This is a genomic window from Arthrobacter sp. MDT2-16, assembly GCF_054510925.1.
Genome location: NZ_JBTNDP010000001.1, coordinates 137,627 through 153,169, shown reverse-complemented (window position 1 = coordinate 153,169; position 15,543 = coordinate 137,627). Strand labels below are relative to the sequence as shown.

The following is a 15,543-nucleotide window of genomic DNA, read 5'->3' as shown; positions in this document are numbered from 1 at the left end:
GATGGCTGCCAACACTGTAAAGGTCGATCTCCCCGCGGAGATCTTCGACGCACAGACCAACGTGCCGCTGCTGCACCAGGTCGTCGTGGCTCAGCTTGCCGCCGCCCGCCAGGGCACGCACAAGACGAAGACCCGCGCCGAGGTCAGTGGCGCAGGCCGCAAGCCGTTCAAGCAGAAGGGAACCGGTCGTGCCCGTCAGGGTTCGATCCGCGCCCCCCACATGACCGGTGGTGGCGTCGTCCACGGGCCCACGCCCCGCGACTACAGCCAGCGCACCCCCAAGAAGATGAAGGCCGCCGCCCTGCGCGGAGCCCTCTCGGACCGGGCACGCAACGGCCGTATCCACGTCCTCGAGTCCCTCGTCACCGGCGGCAAGCCGTCGACCAAGGGTGCCATCGAGACCCTCCGCGCGATCTCCGAGCGGCCCCGCCTGCTCGTCGTGATCGAGCGTGCCAACGACGTCGCAGCACTGTCGGTGCGCAACGTCCCCGAGGTACACGTCCTCTACGTAGACCAGCTCAACACGTACGACGTGCTGGTGTCCGATGACGTGATCTTCACCAAGGCCGCCTACGACCAGTTCGTCGGCACGGCTGATGTCATCTCCGAGGAGGATGCCAAGTGAGCGGCACCATCGCAAAGGACCCGCGCGACGTCGTCATTGCACCCGTCGTATCGGAAAAGAGCTACGGCCTGATCGACGAAGGCAAGTACACCTTCCTGGTCGACCCCCGCTCGAACAAGGAAGAAATCAAACTGGCGGTCGAGAAGATCTTCTCCGTGAAGGTCGACTCCATCAACACCATCAACCGGGCGGGTAAGCGCAAGCGCACCAAGTTCGGCTGGGGCCAGCGCAAGGGCACCAAGCGTGCCATCGTGTCCCTCAAAGAGGGCACGATCGACATCTTCGGCGGTCCGCTCTCCTGAGAGCGGAGACCACTTTAACGAGGAATTGAGTTATGGGAATCCGTAAATACAAGCCGACAACCCCGGGCCGTCGCGGCTCGAGCGTTGCCGACTTCGCTGAAATCACCCGGTCGACGCCGGAGAAGTCGTTGGTCCGTCCCCTCCCCAAGAAGGGTGGACGCAACAACACCGGTAAGATCACGACCCGCCACAAGGGCGGTGGACACAAGCGTCAGTACCGCCTGATCGACTTCCGCCGCCACGACAAGGACGGCGTCGACGCCCGCGTTGCCGAGATCGAGTACGATCCGAACCGCACCGCGCGCATCGCCCTCCTGCACTACGTCGACGGCACCAAGCGCTACATCGTCGCGCCGAACAAGCTCAAGCAGGGCGACTTCGTCGAGGCCGGGGCCGGGGCCGACATCAAGCCCGGCAACAACCTGCCGCTGCGCAATATCCCCGTGGGTACCGTCATCCACGCCGTCGAGCTCCGTCCAGGTGGCGGCGCGAAGATGGCACGCTCCGCCGGTGCGTCGGTCCAGCTCGTCGCCAAGGAAGGCCGCTTCGCCCAGCTGCGACTGCCCTCCGGCGAGATCCGCAACGTCGACGTCCGCTGCCGCGCGACGATCGGCGAGGTCGGCAACGCCGAGCAGTCGAACATCAACTGGGGCAAGGCCGGCCGTAACCGCTGGAAGGGCATCCGCCCGACCGTCCGCGGTGTCGCCATGAACCCGGTCGACCACCCGCACGGTGGTGGCGAGGGCAAGACCTCCGGTGGACGCCACCCGGTCAACCCGAACGGTAAGGCCGAAGGCCGTACCCGTCGCCCCAACAAAGAGAGCGACTCACTCATCGTGCGTCGCCGTCGTTCCGGCAAGAACAAGCGATAGGAGCCTGGAGACATGCCACGCAGCCTGAAGAAAGGCCCCTTCGTCGATCAGCACCTTTACGTAAAGGTCGCTCGCGAGAACGAATCGGGCACGAAGAACGTCATCAAGACGTGGTCCCGCCGCTCCATGATCGTCCCCGACATGCTCGGGCACACGATCGCGGTGCATGACGGACGCAAGCACATCCCGGTGTTCGTCACCGAGTCGATGGTCGGGCACAAGCTCGGCGAATTCGCTCCCACGCGGACCTTCCGCGGCCATGTTAAGGACGACCGCAAGGGCAAGCGCCGCTAGGCGCTGCTCTTACGGCTAAGACGAGAGAAGGAAAGCAATGGAAGCCAAGGCTATTGCGCGTCATATCCGCGTAACGCCTATGAAGGCCCGGCGCGTCGTCAACCTTGTTCGTGGTAAGCAGGCGAATGAGGCTCTGGCTATTCTGAAGTTTGCCCCACAGGTTGCTTCGGAGCCGGTATTCAAGGTGGTCCAGTCGGCCATGGCCAACGCCCGGGTCCTCGCGGACCGCGACGGCGTGGCCTTCGACGAGGACAACCTCATCATCAGCGAAGCATTCGTCGATGAAGGCCCCACGATGAAGCGGTTCCGTCCGCGTGCCCAGGGCCGCGCGTTCCGCATCAACAAGCGGACCAGCCACATCACGGTTGTCGTCGCTACCCCTCAGAAAGTGGAGGTCCGCTAAGTGGGACAGAAAGTAAACCCGCACGGGTTCCGACTCGGCATCACCACCGACCACCGGTCACACTGGTTCGCCGACAGCAACAAGCCGGGCCAGCGCTACCGTGACTTCGTCCGCGAAGACATCAAGATCCGCCAGCTCATGTCGACCGGCATGGACCGCGCCGGCATCGCGAAGGTCGAGATTGAGCGCACCCGTGACCGTGTCCGCGTGGACATCCACACGGCACGTCCCGGCATCGTCATCGGCCGCCGTGGAGCAGAGGCGGACCGCATCCGCGGCGAGCTCGAGAAGCTCACCGGCAAGCAGGTCCAGCTGAACATCCTCGAGGTCAAGAACCCCGAGATCGAGGCACAGCTCGTGGCCCAGGGCATCGCCGAGCAGCTTTCCTCCCGCGTGGCGTTCCGCCGTGCGATGAAGAAGGCCATGCAGTCCGCACAGCGTGCCGGCGCCAAGGGCATCCGTGTCCAGTGCTCCGGTCGTCTGGGCGGCGCAGAAATGAGCCGTTCGGAGTTCTACCGCGAGGGACGCGTTCCCCTGCACACGCTCCGTGCCAACATCGACTACGGCTTCTTCGAGGCGAAGACCACCTTCGGCCGCATCGGCGTGAAGGTCTGGATCTACAAGGGTGACGTCACGGCGAAGGAACTCGCAGCCCAGGCTGCAGCAGCTCCTTCCCGTGGCCGCGGTGGAGACCGTCCGGGCCGTGGCCCTGCCGGCGCCGACCGCGGTGGCGACCGTGGTGGAGACCGCCGTCGTCGTGCTCCCGAGCGCTCCGAGGGCCAGGGTGCCTCGGCACCCGCCGAAACCGCCGCAGCACCCGCTGCGACTGAAGGAGGACAGGCTTAGATGCTTATCCCGCGTCGCGTCAAATTTCGCAAGCAGCACCACCCGGGTCGTTCCGGCGCTGCTACCGGCGGTACCGAGGTCAGCTTCGGCGAGTGGGGTATCCAGGCGCTGAGCCCGGCATACGTCACCAACCGCCAGATCGAGTCCGCTCGTATCGCCATGACCCGCCACATCAAGCGTGGCGGCAAGGTCTGGATCAACATCTATCCGGACCGCCCGTTGACCAAGAAGCCTGCCGAGACCCGCATGGGTTCCGGTAAGGGTTCGCCCGAGTGGTGGGTGGCCAACGTCAAGCCGGGACGTGTTCTGTTCGAACTGTCCGGTGTTTCCGAAGAGGTAGCCCGCGAAGCCCTGCGCCTCGCGATCCACAAGCTGCCGTTGAAGGCACGCATCGTGCGTCGTGAGGGTGGTGAATAGTTATGGCTCTGGGTTCAAAGGAACTGGCAACAGACCAGCTGGACGGCTTCGACAAGGACCGTCTGGTGGAAGAACTGCGCAAGGCCAAGGAGGAGCTGTTCAACCTCCGTTTCCAGTCGGCCACGGGCCAGCTCGAAAGCCACGGGCGCCTTCGTTCGGTCAAGCGCGACATCGCCCGCATCTATACGGTGCTGCGTGAGCGTGAACTGGGTATCCGCCCCGAGGTCGTCGCTCCCGTCGAGGAAGCGAAGCCCGCCAAGGAGGAGAAGCCCAAGAAAGCCAAGAAGGCCTCCAAGGACGCACCGTCCGTGGACACCGAGGCTTCTGAGGAGGACGCCAAATGAGTGAGCAGCAGAGCGAAGCGACAGTAGGAACCGAGAAGGCCGCCCACGGCGCCGACTCGCGCGGCTACCGCAAGGTACGTCGTGGCTACGTCGTCTCGGACAAGATGGAGAAGACGATCGTCGTCGAGGTCGAGGACCGCGTGAAGCACGCCCTGTACGGCAAGGTGCTCCGCCGCAGCTCCAAGGTCAAGGCGCACGACGAGCAGAACATCGCCGGCATCGGCGACATGGTCCTGATCAGCGAGACCCGGCCGCTGTCCGCCACCAAGCGGTGGCGCCTGGTCGAGGTCATCGAGAAGGCCAAGTAGCACCCGAGCAGTACCCGGTCCGGCAGTGCCGGCCCTGAATGCCCCGGACACGATTTCGTGCCCGGGGCATTCTCGCGATACTATAAGAATCTTGTCTGTCTGGTGGGCTGGCGCATGCCCTGACGAAGCCTCCTTCGCAGGGCCTTCCCAGGGTTTCCTGCACACCGGGCAAATAGGCAAAAGCCCGATAATCTTGTTCACCACGAATCCGCTGTGCAGAAGATCCACGCACAGCCGCGCCCAGGCGTGCACGTGCTGAGTACCAGTATTACGGGGCCCACCCATATCCGTTCCGCAAGGCTCGACGAGAGAACCGGCGCGACGACAGGAGTAACAAGTGATTCAGCAGGAGTCGCGGCTAAAGGTCGCCGACAACACGGGTGCCAAGGAAATCTTGACCATCCGCGTTCTCGGAGGATCCGGGCGCCGCTACGCAGGCATCGGCGACGTCATCGTCGCCACCGTGAAGGACGCGATCCCCGGCGGCAACGTCAAGAAGGGCGACGTCGTCAAGGCGGTCATCGTCCGCACCAAGAAGGAACGCCGCCGCGCGGACGGTTCCTACATCAAGTTCGACGAGAACGCAGCAGTGATCCTGAAGAACGACGGCGACCCCCGCGGTACCCGTATCTTCGGCCCTGTCGGTCGCGAGCTCCGCGACAAGCGTTTCATGAAGATCATCTCGCTGGCGCCGGAGGTGCTGTAGTCCATGGCACAGAAGACAAAGCTCAAGATCAAGAAGGGTGACCTCGTGCAGGTCATCACCGGAGCCAAGCAGGAGCGCGGCGGAGACCGCGGCAAGCAGGGCAAGGTACTGAAGGTCTACCCGGACACCAACCGTGTCCTCGTGGAAGGCATCAACCGGATCACCAAGCACACCAAGGTCGGGCAGTCGCAGCGCGGCACCACGACCGGTGGCATCGAGGTCGTCGAGGCCCCTGTGCACATCAGCAACGTCGCGGTCGTCGACCCCGAGACCAAGAAGCCGACCCGCGTCGGATTCCGCACCGAGACCGTCGAGCGTGACGGTCGCGAGCGCGTCGTCCGCATCCGCGTGGCCAAGTCATCAGGGAAGGATCTGTAATGACTGTCGAAACCACAGAAACCAAGGTTCTTCCCCGCCTCAAGGCGCGCTACGCCTCCGAGATCAAGGCCACCCTGCAGGAAGAGTTCAACTACGCCAACGTGAACCAGGTCCCGCGCCTGGTCAAGGTCGTCGTGAACATGGGTGTCGGTGACGCCGCCAAGGACTCCAAGCTGATCGACGGCGCCGTCAAGGACCTCACCGCGATCACGGGCCAGAAGCCCCAGGTCACGAAGGCCCGCAAGTCCATCGCGCAGTTCAAGCTCCGCGAAGGAATGCCCATCGGTGCGCACGCCACCCTCCGTGGCGACCGCATGTGGGAATTCACGGACCGCCTCATCTCCCTGGCCCTGCCCCGTATCCGTGACTTCCGCGGCCTCAACGGCAAGCAGTTCGACGGCAACGGCAACTACACCTTCGGCCTCACGGAGCAGTCCATGTTCCACGAGATCGACCAGGACCGTATCGACCGCGTCCGAGGCATGGACATCACCGTCGTCACCACCGCCAAGACCGACGCCGAGGGCCGCGCGCTCCTCAAGGCGCTTGGCTTCCCCTTCAAATCCGAAGATTAATCTAACTACGTCTCAGGTCCACTCCAGCCGGCACCCCGTGTGCCGATCGGAGCACGGAAACCGTTTCGAGGAAGGGCAAGAGCCCACATGACAATGACAGATCCTGTCGCAGACATGCTCACGCGTCTGCGCAATGCGAACTCGGCTTACCACGACTCCGTGTCCATGCCGTACAGCAAGCTCAAGGCCCGCGTCGCGGACATCCTTAAGGCCGAAGGCTACATCGCCGGCTGGAAGGAAGAGGAGGCGGAGGTCGGCAAGAAGCTGACCATCGACCTCAAGTTCGGTCCGGACCGCCAGCGTTCCATCGCCGGTATCCGCCGTATCTCCAAGCCGGGACTGCGCGTGTACGCGAAGTCCACGAACCTGCCGCACGTGCTCGGCGGACTCGGTATCGCCATCCTGTCCACGTCCTCCGGTCTGCTCACGGACCGCCAGGCATCCAAGAAGGGTGTGGGTGGGGAAGTCCTCGCCTACGTCTGGTAACGGGAAAGGGAAAGAATAATGTCACGTATTGGACGTCTCCCCATCGCCGTTCCCGCCGGTGTCGAGGTCAGCATCAACGGTAGCGAGGTTTCGGTCAAGGGCTCGAAGGGCGAGCTGAGCCACACGGTTCCCAGCCCCATCGAGGTCACCCTGGACGAGGGCACCCTGACCGTCTCACGCCCCAACGACGAGCGCGAGGCGCGTTCGCTCCACGGGCTCACCCGCACGCTGATCTCCAATATGATCGTCGGAGTCACCGAGGGCTACAAGAAGAACCTCGAGATCGTGGGCACGGGTTACCGTGTGCAGGCCAAGGGCAGCGACCTCGAGTTCGCTCTGGGGTACAGCCACCCGGTCGCCGTCAAGGCTCCTGAGGGCATCACCCTGACCGTCGACAGCCCCACCAAGCTCTCGGTCGCAGGCATCAACAAGCAGCAGGTCGGCGAGGTCGCTGCAACCATCCGCAAGCTGCGCAGGCCCGACCCCTACAAGGGCAAGGGCATCCGCTACGCAGGCGAGATCATCCGCCGCAAGGTCGGAAAGGCTGGTAAGTAACCATGGGTCTGAGCATCAACAAGAAGCGCAGCTCGAAGAGCAAGTCCGCCTCGCGTGGACGCCGCCACCTCCGGGTACGCAAGCGCGTCTCCGGCACGGCCGTCCGTCCCCGCCTGGTCGTCAACCGTTCGGCCCGCCACGTCTTCGTGCAGGTCGTCGACGACACCAAGGGCGTGACCGTGGCATCAGCCTCCACCCTCGAAGCGGACCTCCGTGTGTTCGACGGTGACAAGACCGCCAAGGCCAAGCGCGTTGGCGAACTCGTTGCACAGCGTGCCATGGCCGCCGGCGTCGAAGCGGTCGTCTTCGACCGCGGCGGCAACAAGTACCACGGTCGCGTAGCAGCAATCGCAGACGGCGCACGTGAAGGTGGGCTGGCACTGTGACCGAGGAGATCAAGGCAAAGGAAGCCCCATTGAATACGGCTACAGAGCAGCCCGCGGCCGAGGCGACAACAGCCGCAGGCACGACGGACACCGCGTCGGCTGACGCGAACCGTGGCCGCGGCGGCAACGCCCGCGGCGGCGAGCGTGGCGGCAACTCCCGTGGCGGCGAGCGTGGCGGCCGTGGTGGCCGTGACGGGCGCGACGGCGGCCGCAACGACGACAAGGACAAGTTCATCGAACGCGTCGTGACCATCAACCGTGTCGCCAAGGTCGTCAAGGGCGGCCGCCGCTTCAGCTTCACCGCCCTCGTGGTGGTAGGCGACGGCAACGGCATGGTCGGCGTCGGCTACGGCAAGGCGAAGGAAGTTCCCTCCGCCATCCAGAAGGCCGTCGAGGAAGCCAAGAAGACGATGTTCCGCGTCCCGCGCATCGGTGGCACCGTCCCGCACCTGGTGCAGGGTGAGGCAGCTGCCGGCGTCGTCCTGCTCCGTCCCGCCTCCCCGGGTACCGGCGTCATCGCCGGTGGTCCGGTGCGTGCGGTCCTGGAGTGCGTCGGCATCCACGACGTTCTGTCGAAGTCGCTCGGTTCCGCGAACGCCATCAACATCGTTCACGCGACCGTTGACGCGCTGAAGCGCCTCGAGGAGCCCCAGGCCGTGGCTGCCCGCCGTGGCCTGCCCCTCGACGAGGTCGCATCCCACCAGATGCTGCGCGCGATCGCAGCTCAGAAGGCAGGTGCGTGATGACCGCGATCACCCCGAAGAACGTGCTCGTCAGCTCGGCACGGCTCGAGATCACCCAGATCAAGTCCGCCATCGGCGGCAAGCAGAACCAGCGCGACACGCTGCGGTCACTCGGCCTCAAGCGGATCGGCCACACCGTGGTCCGTGAAGCCGATGCCGTCACCGTCGGCATGATCAACACGGTTCCGCACCTCTTGAAGGTTGAGGAGGCCAACTAATGGCAGAGAACAACATCGCGGCTCCGGCCGCCACCGAGGCCAAGGTCGAGCGCGTCCACGCGCTCAAGGTCCACCACCTCCGCCCCGCACCGGGTGCCAAGACGGCGAAGACCCGTGTGGGCCGTGGTGAGGGTTCGAAGGGTAAGACCGCCGGCCGCGGTACCAAGGGAACTGCAGCCCGCTACCAGGTGAAGGCAGGATTTGCCGGCGGCCAGCTGCCGCTGCACATGCGCCTTCCCAAGCTGCGCGGCTTCAAGAACCCGTTCCGCGTCGAGTTCCAGGTCGTGAACCTGGACAAGCTCTCCGAGCTGTACCCCGCTGGCGGCGACGTCACCGTGGACAGCCTCGTGGCGAACGGCGCCGTCCGCAAGAACCAGCCCGTGAAGGTGCTGGGGACCGGCGACATCACCGTGGCCGTCAACGTGGCCGTCGACGCCTTCTCCGCCTCCGCTGCGGAAAAGATCATCGCGGCCGGCGGGACGATCACCGAGCTGTAGGTCGCCGGCCGCCCCGCTCCCGGTCCCCGGGGGAGGGGCGGCTGTGATCGACGGCACTTTGGAACTAGACTCTTGGTGGGCTGGACTCGATCAGCCCACCAGGGGTCTTTTTTCGGCTCCAGCCACCCCGCCATCCGCCGGTTCTCTCGCACCGGTGACCAACCGTTAGACTCGGTTGTTGTGTACGGTCCGCCTCAGGACCAAAAGACCTTCAGGAGGACGCTTGCTTAGCGCTATTGGCCGGGCATTCCGGACGCCAGACTTGCGGCGCAAGCTGTTGTTCACGCTGGGAATCATCACGATCTTCCGCCTCGGGGCCTTCATCCCCGCCCCGGGCGTCGACTACGGCAACGTCCAGCAGTGCCTCCAGCTCGGCAACACCGAGGGCGGCCTCTACCAGTTCGTCAACCTGTTCAGCGGCGGTGCCCTGCTCCAGGTGTCCATCTTCGCGCTGGGCATCATGCCGTACATCACCGCGAGCATCATCACCCAGCTCCTCCGGGTCGTCATTCCCCGCTTCCAGGAACTGCACCAGGAAGGCGCCCAGGGGCAGTCCACGCTGACGCAGTACACGCGCTACCTGACCATCGCCCTCGGCCTGCTGAACGCCACGACGCTGGTGTCGCTGGCCCGCTCCGGCGCGCTGCTGGGTGACTGCCCCGTGCCCCTGATCCCGGACGACTCGCTGATCACCATCATCCTCCTGATCATCACCCTGACCGCGGGAACCGGCCTCATCATGTGGATGGGCGAGCTCATCACGGAGCGGGGTGTCGGTAACGGCATGTCCCTCCTCATCTTCACGGCCATCGCCGCCGGCTTCCCGACCTCGCTGGGCGAGATCCTCCGCACCCAGGGCGCCACCGTCTTTGCGTTCGTCCTCGCGATGGGTGTCGTCGTCGTCGCCCTCGTGATCTTCGTGGAGCAGTCGCAGCGCCGCATCCCCGTGCAGTACGCCAAGCGCATGGTGGGACGCCGCACCCTCGGCGGCAGCAGCACCTACATCCCGATCAAGGTCAACATGGCCGGCGTCATCCCCGTGATCTTCGCGTCCTCGATGCTGTACCTGCCGAGCCTCATCGCGCAGTTCAACACCCCGCAGGACGGCACCGCCCCTGCCGGGTGGGTCAACTGGATCACGACGTACCTGACCAGCGGGGACCACCCCCTCTACATGGCCATGTACTTCCTGCTGATCGTGTTCTTCACCTACTTCTACGTGGCCATCACCTTCAACCCGGACGAGGTGTCCGAGAACATGAAGAAATACGGCGGCTTCATTCCGGGCATCCGCGCCGGCCGCCCCACGGCGGAGTACCTCCAGTACGTGCTCTCCCGCATCACGCTGCCCGGCGCCATCTACCTCGGGCTCGTTGCCCTGATCCCGCTGATCGCCCTTGTGGCGATCGGCGCCAACCAGAACTTCCCGTTCGGCGGCACCTCGATCCTCATCATGGTGGGCGTGGGCCTGGAGACCGTGAAGCAGATCGACGCCCAGCTCCAGCAGCGTCACTACGAAGGGTTGTTGCGTTGACTAGAATGCTGATCATCGGTCCTCCCGGTTCGGGCAAGGGAACCCAGGCCGCGCGTATCTCCGAGCGCCTCGGCGTCGTGGCGATCTCCACCGGCGACATCTTCCGCGACAACGTCAAGCGCGAGACGCCCCTCGGCGTCGAGGCCAAGGCGTACATGGACGCCGGTGACTTCGTTCCGGACAGCGTCACCAACAGCATGGTGCGCGACCGCCTGGCGGCCGACGACGTCCAGGAGGGCTTCCTGCTCGACGGCTACCCCCGCACCGCGGCGCAGGTCACCGAGCTCGACGACATCCTCCGGGAGAACGACCTCGAGCTCGACGTCGTCCTGCAGCTGACCGCGGACGACGAGGAGCTCGTGAAGCGGCTCCTCGGGCGGGCGACGCTGGACGGCCGTTCCGACGACACCGAGAAGGTCATCCGCCACAGGCTGGGCCTCTACCACGACCAGACCGAGCCCGTGGTCTCGCGCTACGACGAGCGCGGGATCGTGACGAAGGTGGACGGGATCGGCACGATCGACGGCGTCACCGAGCGCGTCATGGCAGCACTCACCGTCCCGAGCTAGGACCCATCATGTTCCGCCAGCCCAAGGTCGAGTACAAGACCACCCGCCAGATGCTCGTGATGCGCGAGGCCGGTCTCGTGCTGTCCCGGGCACTCGACGACACCGTCGCCGCCGCGACGGTGGGTGTCACGACCGCAGAGCTGAACGAGGTGTTCGAGGGCGTCCTCCGGGAGGAGGGTGCGACGTCGAACTTCCTCGGCTACCACGGCTTCCCTGCCAGCATCTGCACCTCCGTCAACCACGAGGTGGTGCACGGCATCCCGGGGGGCTACGCCCTGCAGGACGGGGACATCATCTCGATCGATGGCGGCGCCGTGGTTCGGGGATGGCACTCCGATTCCGCGCGCACGGTGATCGTCGGCTCGCCGCGACCCGAGGACGTCCGGCTCTCCGACGTCACCGAGGAGGCGATGTGGCGCGGGATCGCCGCCCTCGCCTCGGCCCGCTTCGTGGGTGACATCGGCACGGCCATCGACGACTACGTCTCCTCGGCCCCCGGACCGCCCCTCGGCATCCTCGAGGACTACGTGGGTCATGGCATCGGTACGGAGATGCACCAGGCACCGGACGTCCTCAACTACCGCAGCACCCACCGCGGGCCGAAGGTCAGGCCGGGCCTGTGCCTCGCGATCGAGCCGATGCTCGTGCAGGGCGGACTCGAGACAGCAGTCCTCGCGGACGACTGGACGGTCATCACCACGGACGGCAAACGTGCGTCCCAGTGGGAGCACAGCGTCGCGGTGCATGATGGTGGCATCTGGGTGCTGTCCGCGCCGGACGGGGGAGCGTCCCGCCTCGAACCGCTCGGCGTGACGCCGGCTCCCCTGGAGGGCTGATCCGGGACAGACCCTCGTCGGTCGGGTCCCACCGACGAAGGCCCCGCACTCCGGTGCGGGGCCTCTCCCGTCTCTGGCCCGGGGACGGACGGCGTAACGGAAGACACCGCCGATTTCATCTCTGGGAAGCCGTAGCGTAGAGTTGTCTGTTGGTTGTCTCTGCTTTCCGTGCCCAATCGGCCCCGGAGACTGTCCCGCAGGACGAGCTCCGGCTCCCCGCGGGCCGGGCGACCACAACCCTGAACCCGTCCGCCGTGCAACTGGTGGGCATAGACGTTAGCGGAGGATATGGCCAAGAAAGACGGTGTCATTGAGATTGAAGGCACTGTGAACGAGGCGCTGCCCAACGCGATGTTCCGCGTTGAGTTGGCCAACGGTCACATTGTTCTCGCCCACATCTCGGGAAAGATGCGCCAGCACTACATTCGGATCCTTCCTGAGGACCGGGTCGTAGTGGAACTCAGCCCGTACGACCTCACCCGGGGCCGTATCGTCTACCGCTACAAATAAGAATCAACTCGAAGGAAAACCATGAAGGTCAACCCGAGCGTGAAGCGGATCTGCGAGAAGTGCCAGGTGGTCCGCCGCAAAGGCAACGTTCTCGTCATCTGCGAGAACCCGCGCCACAAGCAGCGCCAGGGCTGAGAACCTCTTCCAGAGGCTCTTCCCGCGCGTAGAAGTACATTCGACGGCAGAACAGCGTCCCCCCTGGGGACGTACACCCCCGGCTCGGAGGCCGGGGACCGGAACATCGGTTCCGGGGACGTTCTGCTCCACACCTCCGGCAACACCAAAGGAGCACCGCCACTATGGCACGTCTCGCTGGCGTAGACATCCCCCGCGAAAAGCGGGTAGTCATCGCGCTTACCTATATCTACGGCGTGGGCAAGACCCGTGCAGAGAAGACGATCGTGGACACGGGGATCTCCCCGAACACGCGCGTCAAGGACCTCAGCGACGCAGAGCTGGTCCAGCTCCGCGACTACATCGAGGGCAACTTCAAGGTCGAGGGTGACCTCCGCCGTGAGGTCGCAGCCGACATCCGCCGCAAGGTCGAGATCGGCAGCTACGAAGGCATCCGGCACCGCCGCGGCCTTCCCGTACGTGGACAGCGTACGAAGACGAACGCCCGTACCCGCAAGGGTCCGAAGCGCACGGTCGCAGGCAAGAAGAAGGTCGGGCGCTAGTTCCCTGATGGCTCCCTAACCAGGCTCGCTAGCGCTCGCCCGGCCAGGGGACCCTCGCCATCAGGGGCCCTTTAACGAGGGACCCGGCATCCAGGAACCGTCGCCGACGGAGGCCCGTCCAAGGGTTCGATCCGCCGGCATCTCCGGCTAGTCCGATCAGCCGATCACATGCTTTACCCAATACCTTCGTAGGAGAAGTAATGCCCCCCAAGACTCGTGGAGCGGTTCGTAAGCCGCGTCGCAAGGACAAGAAGAACATCGCGCTCGGTCAGGCGCACATCAAGAGCACCTTCAACAACACCATCGTGTCCATCACGGACCCCAGCGGAGCAGTCATCTCCTGGGCTTCCGCCGGTGAGGTCGGTTTCAAGGGTTCACGCAAGTCCACCCCGTTCGCTGCGCAGATGGCCGCCGAGGCCGCCGCGAAGCGTGCGCAGGAGCACGGCGTCAAGAAGGTCGACGTCTTCGTGAAGGGTCCGGGCTCCGGACGCGAGACCGCGATCCGCTCGCTGCAGGCCACGGGCCTCGAGGTCGGATCGATCTCCGACGTCACCCCGAGCGCGCACAACGGCTGCCGCCCGCCCAAGCGCCGCCGCGTCTAATCGGCTTCCCGGTCACCGTACCGCCCTGCAGGGACCTCGTGTCCCGGCAGGGCGGTTCGGTGCCGTTCCGGTAGTTCTCCAGCCGAATGACCCGCAGTCCCGCCCATATCGAAGCGTCATATAGCGGATGCTTCCCGAAAGGATATGTAAGTGCTCATTGCACAGCGCCCCACCCTGACTGAAGAAGTAGTCGCCGACAACCGCTCGCGGTTCGTCATCGAGCCCCTCGAGCCCGGCTTCGGCTACACCCTCGGCAACTCGCTCCGCCGTACGCTCCTGTCCTCCATCCCGGGTGCTGCTGTCACGAGCATCCGTATCGACGGAGTGCTGCACGAATTCACCACGGTCCCCGGGGTGAAGGAGGATGTCACCGAGATCATCCTGAACATCAAGAACCTCGCCGTCTCCTCGGAGCACGACGAGCCCGTCGTCGCCTACCTGCGCAAGCAGGGTCCCGGCGTCGTCACGGCCGCCGACATCGCGCCCCCCGCCGGCGTCGAGTTCCACAACCCCGACCTCCACATCGCGACCCTCAACTCGAAGGGCAAGTTCGAGCTCGAACTGACCATCGAGCGCGGTCGCGGCTACGTGTCGGCCTCGCAGAACAAGTCCGGCGATTCCGAGATCGGTCGCATCCCGGTCGATTCGATCTACTCGCCGGTCCTGAAGGTCACCTTCCGCGTGGAGGCCACCCGTGTGGAGCAGCGCACCGACTTCGACAAGCTCATCGTCGACGTCGAGACGAAGGACGCCATCGCCCCGCGCGACGCCGTCGCATCCGCCGGAACCACCCTCGTGGAGCTGTTCGGCCTCGCCCGCGAGCTGAACACCGCCGCCGAGGGCATCGAGATCGGTCCCTCGCCCACCGACGCGGCACTGGCTGCCGACATGGCCCTGCCGATCGAGGACCTCGAACTGACGGTCCGCTCGTACAACTGCCTCAAGCGTGAGGGCATCCACTCCGTGGGTGAACTCGTTGCACGCTCCGAGGCCGATCTCATGGACATCCGCAACTTCGGTGCGAAGTCCATCGACGAGGTCAAGGCGAAGCTCGTGGAGCTCGGTCTGTCCCTGAAGGATTCCCCTCCAGGCTTCGACCTCGCCGCGCGCGCTGCCGCCATCGAAGAGGACGACGTCGCCTACGGCGACGAAGAGCTCTAAAACGCTACCTGTCCACCCGCCGCGCCCCCGTTGCGGCGGGCGGACACCTAATGAGGAGAAAGAACCATGCCCACACCCACCAAGGGCCCACGTCTCGGAGGCGGTCCGGCGCACGAACGCCTGATGCTCGCCAACCTGGCCGCCTCACTGTTCGAGCACAAGCGCATCACCACCACGGTGACCAAGGCCAAGCGCCTTCGCCCCTACGCCGAGCGTCTGGTCACCTTCGCCAAGAAGGGTGACCTCGCCTCGCGTCGTCGCGTTCTCGGCGTTATCAGCAGCAAGAGCATCGTCCACGAACTCTTCACGGAGATCGCCCCCGCGGTCGCCAACCGTGAGGGTGGTTACACCCGCATCACGAAGATCGGCAACCGCAAGGGCGACAACGCTCCCATGGCCGTCATCGAACTGGTGCTGGAGCCCATGTCGGCCAAGCAGTCCGTCGTCGCCGAGGCCGAGCAGGCCAAGGCTCCCGCTGCTGCCGCGCCCGTCGCCGCAGCGCCCGTGGAGGAGTCGCCGGAGTCCGCAGAGTCGGTCGACTCCGCCGAGTCGGTTGAGTCCGCAGAATCCGCGGCGTCTGCCGAAGAGGTAGCAGCCGAGGAGACCACGGTCGACGCCGAAGCAGGCGCCGCTGACGAGGTCGTCGTCGTCGAGGGCACCGTCGAGGACGAGAAGAAGTAATTCTTCCCCTCTCGATGC

General features: G+C 65.2%; 27 protein-coding genes. All 27 read left to right on the top strand.

Translation table 11 applies throughout. The annotated features are described in order from the left end of the window. Position 1 precedes the first annotated feature (1 nt). The 27 genes from rplD to rplQ all read left to right on the top strand — a co-directional run bounded on the left by rplD (position 2) and on the right by rplQ (position 15,525). A complete protein-coding gene (gene rplD / locus ACX80N_RS00740; protein WP_105032925.1) occupies positions 2-625 on the top strand; it encodes a 50S ribosomal protein L4 in 624 nt (207 codons plus the stop codon). After that, positions 622-927 carry a 50S ribosomal protein L23 gene (gene rplW / locus ACX80N_RS00735; protein WP_105032924.1) on the top strand — a complete coding sequence of 102 codons (306 nt, stop codon included), beginning with the start codon at positions 622-624 and terminating at the stop codon, positions 925-927. Before rplD ends, rplW begins: the two co-directional genes overlap by 4 nt. Positions 928-959: 32 nt before the next feature. Then, positions 960-1,799 carry a 50S ribosomal protein L2 gene (gene rplB / locus ACX80N_RS00730; protein ID WP_055768070.1) on the top strand — a complete coding sequence of 280 codons (840 nt, stop codon included), beginning with the start codon at positions 960-962 and terminating at the stop codon, positions 1,797-1,799. Positions 1,800-1,811: 12 nt separating this feature from the next. Beyond that, entirely contained in the window at positions 1,812-2,093 is a 282-nt protein-coding gene (rpsS, locus tag ACX80N_RS00725) for a 30S ribosomal protein S19 (protein ID WP_026549122.1), read from the top strand. Positions 2,094-2,130: 37 nt separating this feature from the next. Continuing rightward, positions 2,131-2,496, top strand: a complete 366-nt coding sequence (gene rplV / locus ACX80N_RS00720) for a 50S ribosomal protein L22 (protein WP_105032923.1) — start codon at positions 2,131-2,133, stop codon at positions 2,494-2,496. Beyond that, positions 2,497-3,342 carry a 30S ribosomal protein S3 gene (gene rpsC, locus ACX80N_RS00715; RefSeq protein WP_104118808.1) on the top strand — a complete coding sequence of 282 codons (846 nt, stop codon included), beginning with the start codon at positions 2,497-2,499 and terminating at the stop codon, positions 3,340-3,342. Beyond that, positions 3,343-3,759 carry a 50S ribosomal protein L16 gene (gene rplP, locus ACX80N_RS00710; protein ID WP_049829176.1) on the top strand — a complete coding sequence of 139 codons (417 nt, stop codon included), beginning with the start codon at positions 3,343-3,345 and terminating at the stop codon, positions 3,757-3,759. Positions 3,760-3,761: 2 nt separating this feature from the next. After that, entirely contained in the window at positions 3,762-4,103 is a 342-nt protein-coding gene (gene rpmC / locus ACX80N_RS00705) for a 50S ribosomal protein L29 (protein WP_104050955.1), read from the top strand. After that, entirely contained in the window at positions 4,100-4,411 is a 312-nt protein-coding gene (gene rpsQ, locus ACX80N_RS00700; RefSeq protein WP_105032922.1) for a 30S ribosomal protein S17, read from the top strand. Before rpmC ends, rpsQ begins: the two co-directional genes overlap by 4 nt. Positions 4,412-4,748: 337 nt before the next feature. Further along, positions 4,749-5,117 (top strand): 50S ribosomal protein L14, encoded by a 369-nt coding sequence (gene rplN, locus ACX80N_RS00695; RefSeq protein WP_049829173.1) that lies wholly within the window; start codon positions 4,749-4,751, stop codon positions 5,115-5,117. A gap of 3 nt (positions 5,118-5,120) precedes the next feature. Beyond that, positions 5,121-5,495 carry a 50S ribosomal protein L24 gene (rplX, locus tag ACX80N_RS00690; RefSeq protein ID WP_105032921.1) on the top strand — a complete coding sequence of 125 codons (375 nt, stop codon included), beginning with the start codon at positions 5,121-5,123 and terminating at the stop codon, positions 5,493-5,495. Continuing rightward, complete coding sequence (gene rplE, locus ACX80N_RS00685; RefSeq protein ID WP_104118812.1) at positions 5,495-6,070, top strand: 50S ribosomal protein L5; 576 nt, start codon at positions 5,495-5,497, stop codon at positions 6,068-6,070. The genes rplX and rplE overlap by 1 nt, the downstream gene beginning before the upstream one ends. Before the next feature lie 87 nt (positions 6,071-6,157). Next, a complete protein-coding gene (gene rpsH, locus ACX80N_RS00680; RefSeq protein ID WP_043440638.1) occupies positions 6,158-6,556 on the top strand; it encodes a 30S ribosomal protein S8 in 399 nt (132 codons plus the stop codon). An 18-nt stretch (positions 6,557-6,574) separates the two neighbouring features. Continuing rightward, a complete protein-coding gene (rplF, locus tag ACX80N_RS00675; RefSeq protein WP_105032920.1) occupies positions 6,575-7,111 on the top strand; it encodes a 50S ribosomal protein L6 in 537 nt (178 codons plus the stop codon). A gap of 2 nt (positions 7,112-7,113) precedes the next feature. Then, positions 7,114-7,497: a 50S ribosomal protein L18 gene (gene rplR, locus ACX80N_RS00670; protein WP_105032919.1), complete on the top strand. Its 384-nt coding sequence runs from the start codon at positions 7,114-7,116 to the stop codon at positions 7,495-7,497. After that, entirely contained in the window at positions 7,494-8,240 is a 747-nt protein-coding gene (rpsE, locus tag ACX80N_RS00665; protein WP_420808253.1) for a 30S ribosomal protein S5, read from the top strand. Before rplR ends, rpsE begins: the two co-directional genes overlap by 4 nt. Beyond that, a complete protein-coding gene (gene rpmD / locus ACX80N_RS00660; protein WP_105032917.1) occupies positions 8,240-8,458 on the top strand; it encodes a 50S ribosomal protein L30 in 219 nt (72 codons plus the stop codon). Before rpsE ends, rpmD begins: the two co-directional genes overlap by 1 nt. After that, on the top strand, positions 8,458-8,955 hold the full coding sequence (gene rplO, locus ACX80N_RS00655) for a 50S ribosomal protein L15 (protein ID WP_105032916.1): 498 nt from the start codon (positions 8,458-8,460) through the stop codon (positions 8,953-8,955). Before rpmD ends, rplO begins: the two co-directional genes overlap by 1 nt. A 223-nt stretch (positions 8,956-9,178) precedes the next feature. Continuing rightward, the gene (gene secY / locus ACX80N_RS00650) at positions 9,179-10,489 is read left to right on the top strand and encodes a preprotein translocase subunit SecY (RefSeq protein WP_459337903.1); all 1,311 of its coding nucleotides are present in this window, start codon (positions 9,179-9,181) and stop codon (positions 10,487-10,489) included. Positions 10,490-10,494: 5 nt separating this feature from the next. After that, positions 10,495-11,058, top strand: a complete 564-nt coding sequence (locus ACX80N_RS00645) for an adenylate kinase (protein ID WP_105032914.1) — start codon at positions 10,495-10,497, stop codon at positions 11,056-11,058. A gap of 5 nt (positions 11,059-11,063) precedes the next feature. Further along, positions 11,064-11,894 carry a type I methionyl aminopeptidase gene (map, locus tag ACX80N_RS00640; protein WP_459338456.1) on the top strand — a complete coding sequence of 277 codons (831 nt, stop codon included), beginning with the start codon at positions 11,064-11,066 and terminating at the stop codon, positions 11,892-11,894. 288 nt (positions 11,895-12,182) lie between these two features. Next, complete coding sequence (infA, locus tag ACX80N_RS00635; protein WP_019481515.1) at positions 12,183-12,404, top strand: translation initiation factor IF-1; 222 nt, start codon at positions 12,183-12,185, stop codon at positions 12,402-12,404. Between the two features lie 21 nt (positions 12,405-12,425). Continuing rightward, positions 12,426-12,539 (top strand): 50S ribosomal protein L36, encoded by a 114-nt coding sequence (gene rpmJ / locus ACX80N_RS00630; protein WP_043440658.1) that lies wholly within the window; start codon positions 12,426-12,428, stop codon positions 12,537-12,539. Between the two features lie 164 nt (positions 12,540-12,703). Next, entirely contained in the window at positions 12,704-13,081 is a 378-nt protein-coding gene (gene rpsM, locus ACX80N_RS00625; RefSeq protein ID WP_104179298.1) for a 30S ribosomal protein S13, read from the top strand. A 200-nt stretch (positions 13,082-13,281) separates the two neighbouring features. After that, positions 13,282-13,683: a 30S ribosomal protein S11 gene (rpsK, locus tag ACX80N_RS00620; protein ID WP_026531448.1), complete on the top strand. Its 402-nt coding sequence runs from the start codon at positions 13,282-13,284 to the stop codon at positions 13,681-13,683. A gap of 150 nt (positions 13,684-13,833) precedes the next feature. After that, positions 13,834-14,844, top strand: coding sequence for a DNA-directed RNA polymerase subunit alpha (locus ACX80N_RS00615; RefSeq protein ID WP_105032912.1), 1,011 nt, complete (start codon positions 13,834-13,836; stop codon positions 14,842-14,844). Positions 14,845-14,910: 66 nt separating this feature from the next. Next, a complete protein-coding gene (rplQ, locus tag ACX80N_RS00610; RefSeq protein WP_459337902.1) occupies positions 14,911-15,525 on the top strand; it encodes a 50S ribosomal protein L17 in 615 nt (204 codons plus the stop codon). The last annotated feature ends 18 nt before the right edge of the window (positions 15,526-15,543 follow it).

What these genes read in the sequence shown, in the direction of transcription:
- rpsS (WP_026549122.1), top strand. Translation starts at nt 1,812, where the DNA reads ATGCCACGCAGCCTGAAGAAAGGCCCCTTCGTCGATCAGCACCTTTAC.
- rplR (WP_105032919.1), top strand. Translation starts at nt 7,114, where the DNA reads ATGGGTCTGAGCATCAACAAGAAGCGCAGCTCGAAGAGCAAGTCCGCC.
- rplQ (WP_459337902.1), top strand. Translation starts at nt 14,911, where the DNA reads ATGCCCACACCCACCAAGGGCCCACGTCTCGGAGGCGGTCCGGCGCAC.
- rplV (WP_105032923.1), top strand. Translation starts at nt 2,131, where the DNA reads ATGGAAGCCAAGGCTATTGCGCGTCATATCCGCGTAACGCCTATGAAG.
- rpmC (WP_104050955.1), top strand. Translation starts at nt 3,762, where the DNA reads ATGGCTCTGGGTTCAAAGGAACTGGCAACAGACCAGCTGGACGGCTTC.
- rplB (WP_055768070.1), top strand. Translation starts at nt 960, where the DNA reads ATGGGAATCCGTAAATACAAGCCGACAACCCCGGGCCGTCGCGGCTCG.
- infA (WP_019481515.1), top strand. Translation starts at nt 12,183, where the DNA reads ATGGCCAAGAAAGACGGTGTCATTGAGATTGAAGGCACTGTGAACGAG.
- rplD (WP_105032925.1), top strand. Translation starts at nt 2, where the DNA reads ATGGCTGCCAACACTGTAAAGGTCGATCTCCCCGCGGAGATCTTCGAC.
- rplE (WP_104118812.1), top strand. Translation starts at nt 5,495, where the DNA reads ATGACTGTCGAAACCACAGAAACCAAGGTTCTTCCCCGCCTCAAGGCG.
- rpsH (WP_043440638.1), top strand. Translation starts at nt 6,158, where the DNA reads ATGACAATGACAGATCCTGTCGCAGACATGCTCACGCGTCTGCGCAAT.
- rpsK (WP_026531448.1), top strand. Translation starts at nt 13,282, where the DNA reads ATGCCCCCCAAGACTCGTGGAGCGGTTCGTAAGCCGCGTCGCAAGGAC.
- rplX (WP_105032921.1), top strand. Translation starts at nt 5,121, where the DNA reads ATGGCACAGAAGACAAAGCTCAAGATCAAGAAGGGTGACCTCGTGCAG.
- rpsM (WP_104179298.1), top strand. Translation starts at nt 12,704, where the DNA reads ATGGCACGTCTCGCTGGCGTAGACATCCCCCGCGAAAAGCGGGTAGTC.
- rplO (WP_105032916.1), top strand. Translation starts at nt 8,458, where the DNA reads ATGGCAGAGAACAACATCGCGGCTCCGGCCGCCACCGAGGCCAAGGTC.
- rpsQ (WP_105032922.1), top strand. Translation starts at nt 4,100, where the DNA reads ATGAGTGAGCAGCAGAGCGAAGCGACAGTAGGAACCGAGAAGGCCGCC.
- rplF (WP_105032920.1), top strand. Translation starts at nt 6,575, where the DNA reads ATGTCACGTATTGGACGTCTCCCCATCGCCGTTCCCGCCGGTGTCGAG.
- rpmJ (WP_043440658.1), top strand. Translation starts at nt 12,426, where the DNA reads ATGAAGGTCAACCCGAGCGTGAAGCGGATCTGCGAGAAGTGCCAGGTG.
- rpmD (WP_105032917.1), top strand. Translation starts at nt 8,240, where the DNA reads ATGACCGCGATCACCCCGAAGAACGTGCTCGTCAGCTCGGCACGGCTC.
- rplP (WP_049829176.1), top strand. Translation starts at nt 3,343, where the DNA reads ATGCTTATCCCGCGTCGCGTCAAATTTCGCAAGCAGCACCACCCGGGT.
- ACX80N_RS00645 (WP_105032914.1), top strand. Translation starts at nt 10,495, where the DNA reads ATGCTGATCATCGGTCCTCCCGGTTCGGGCAAGGGAACCCAGGCCGCG.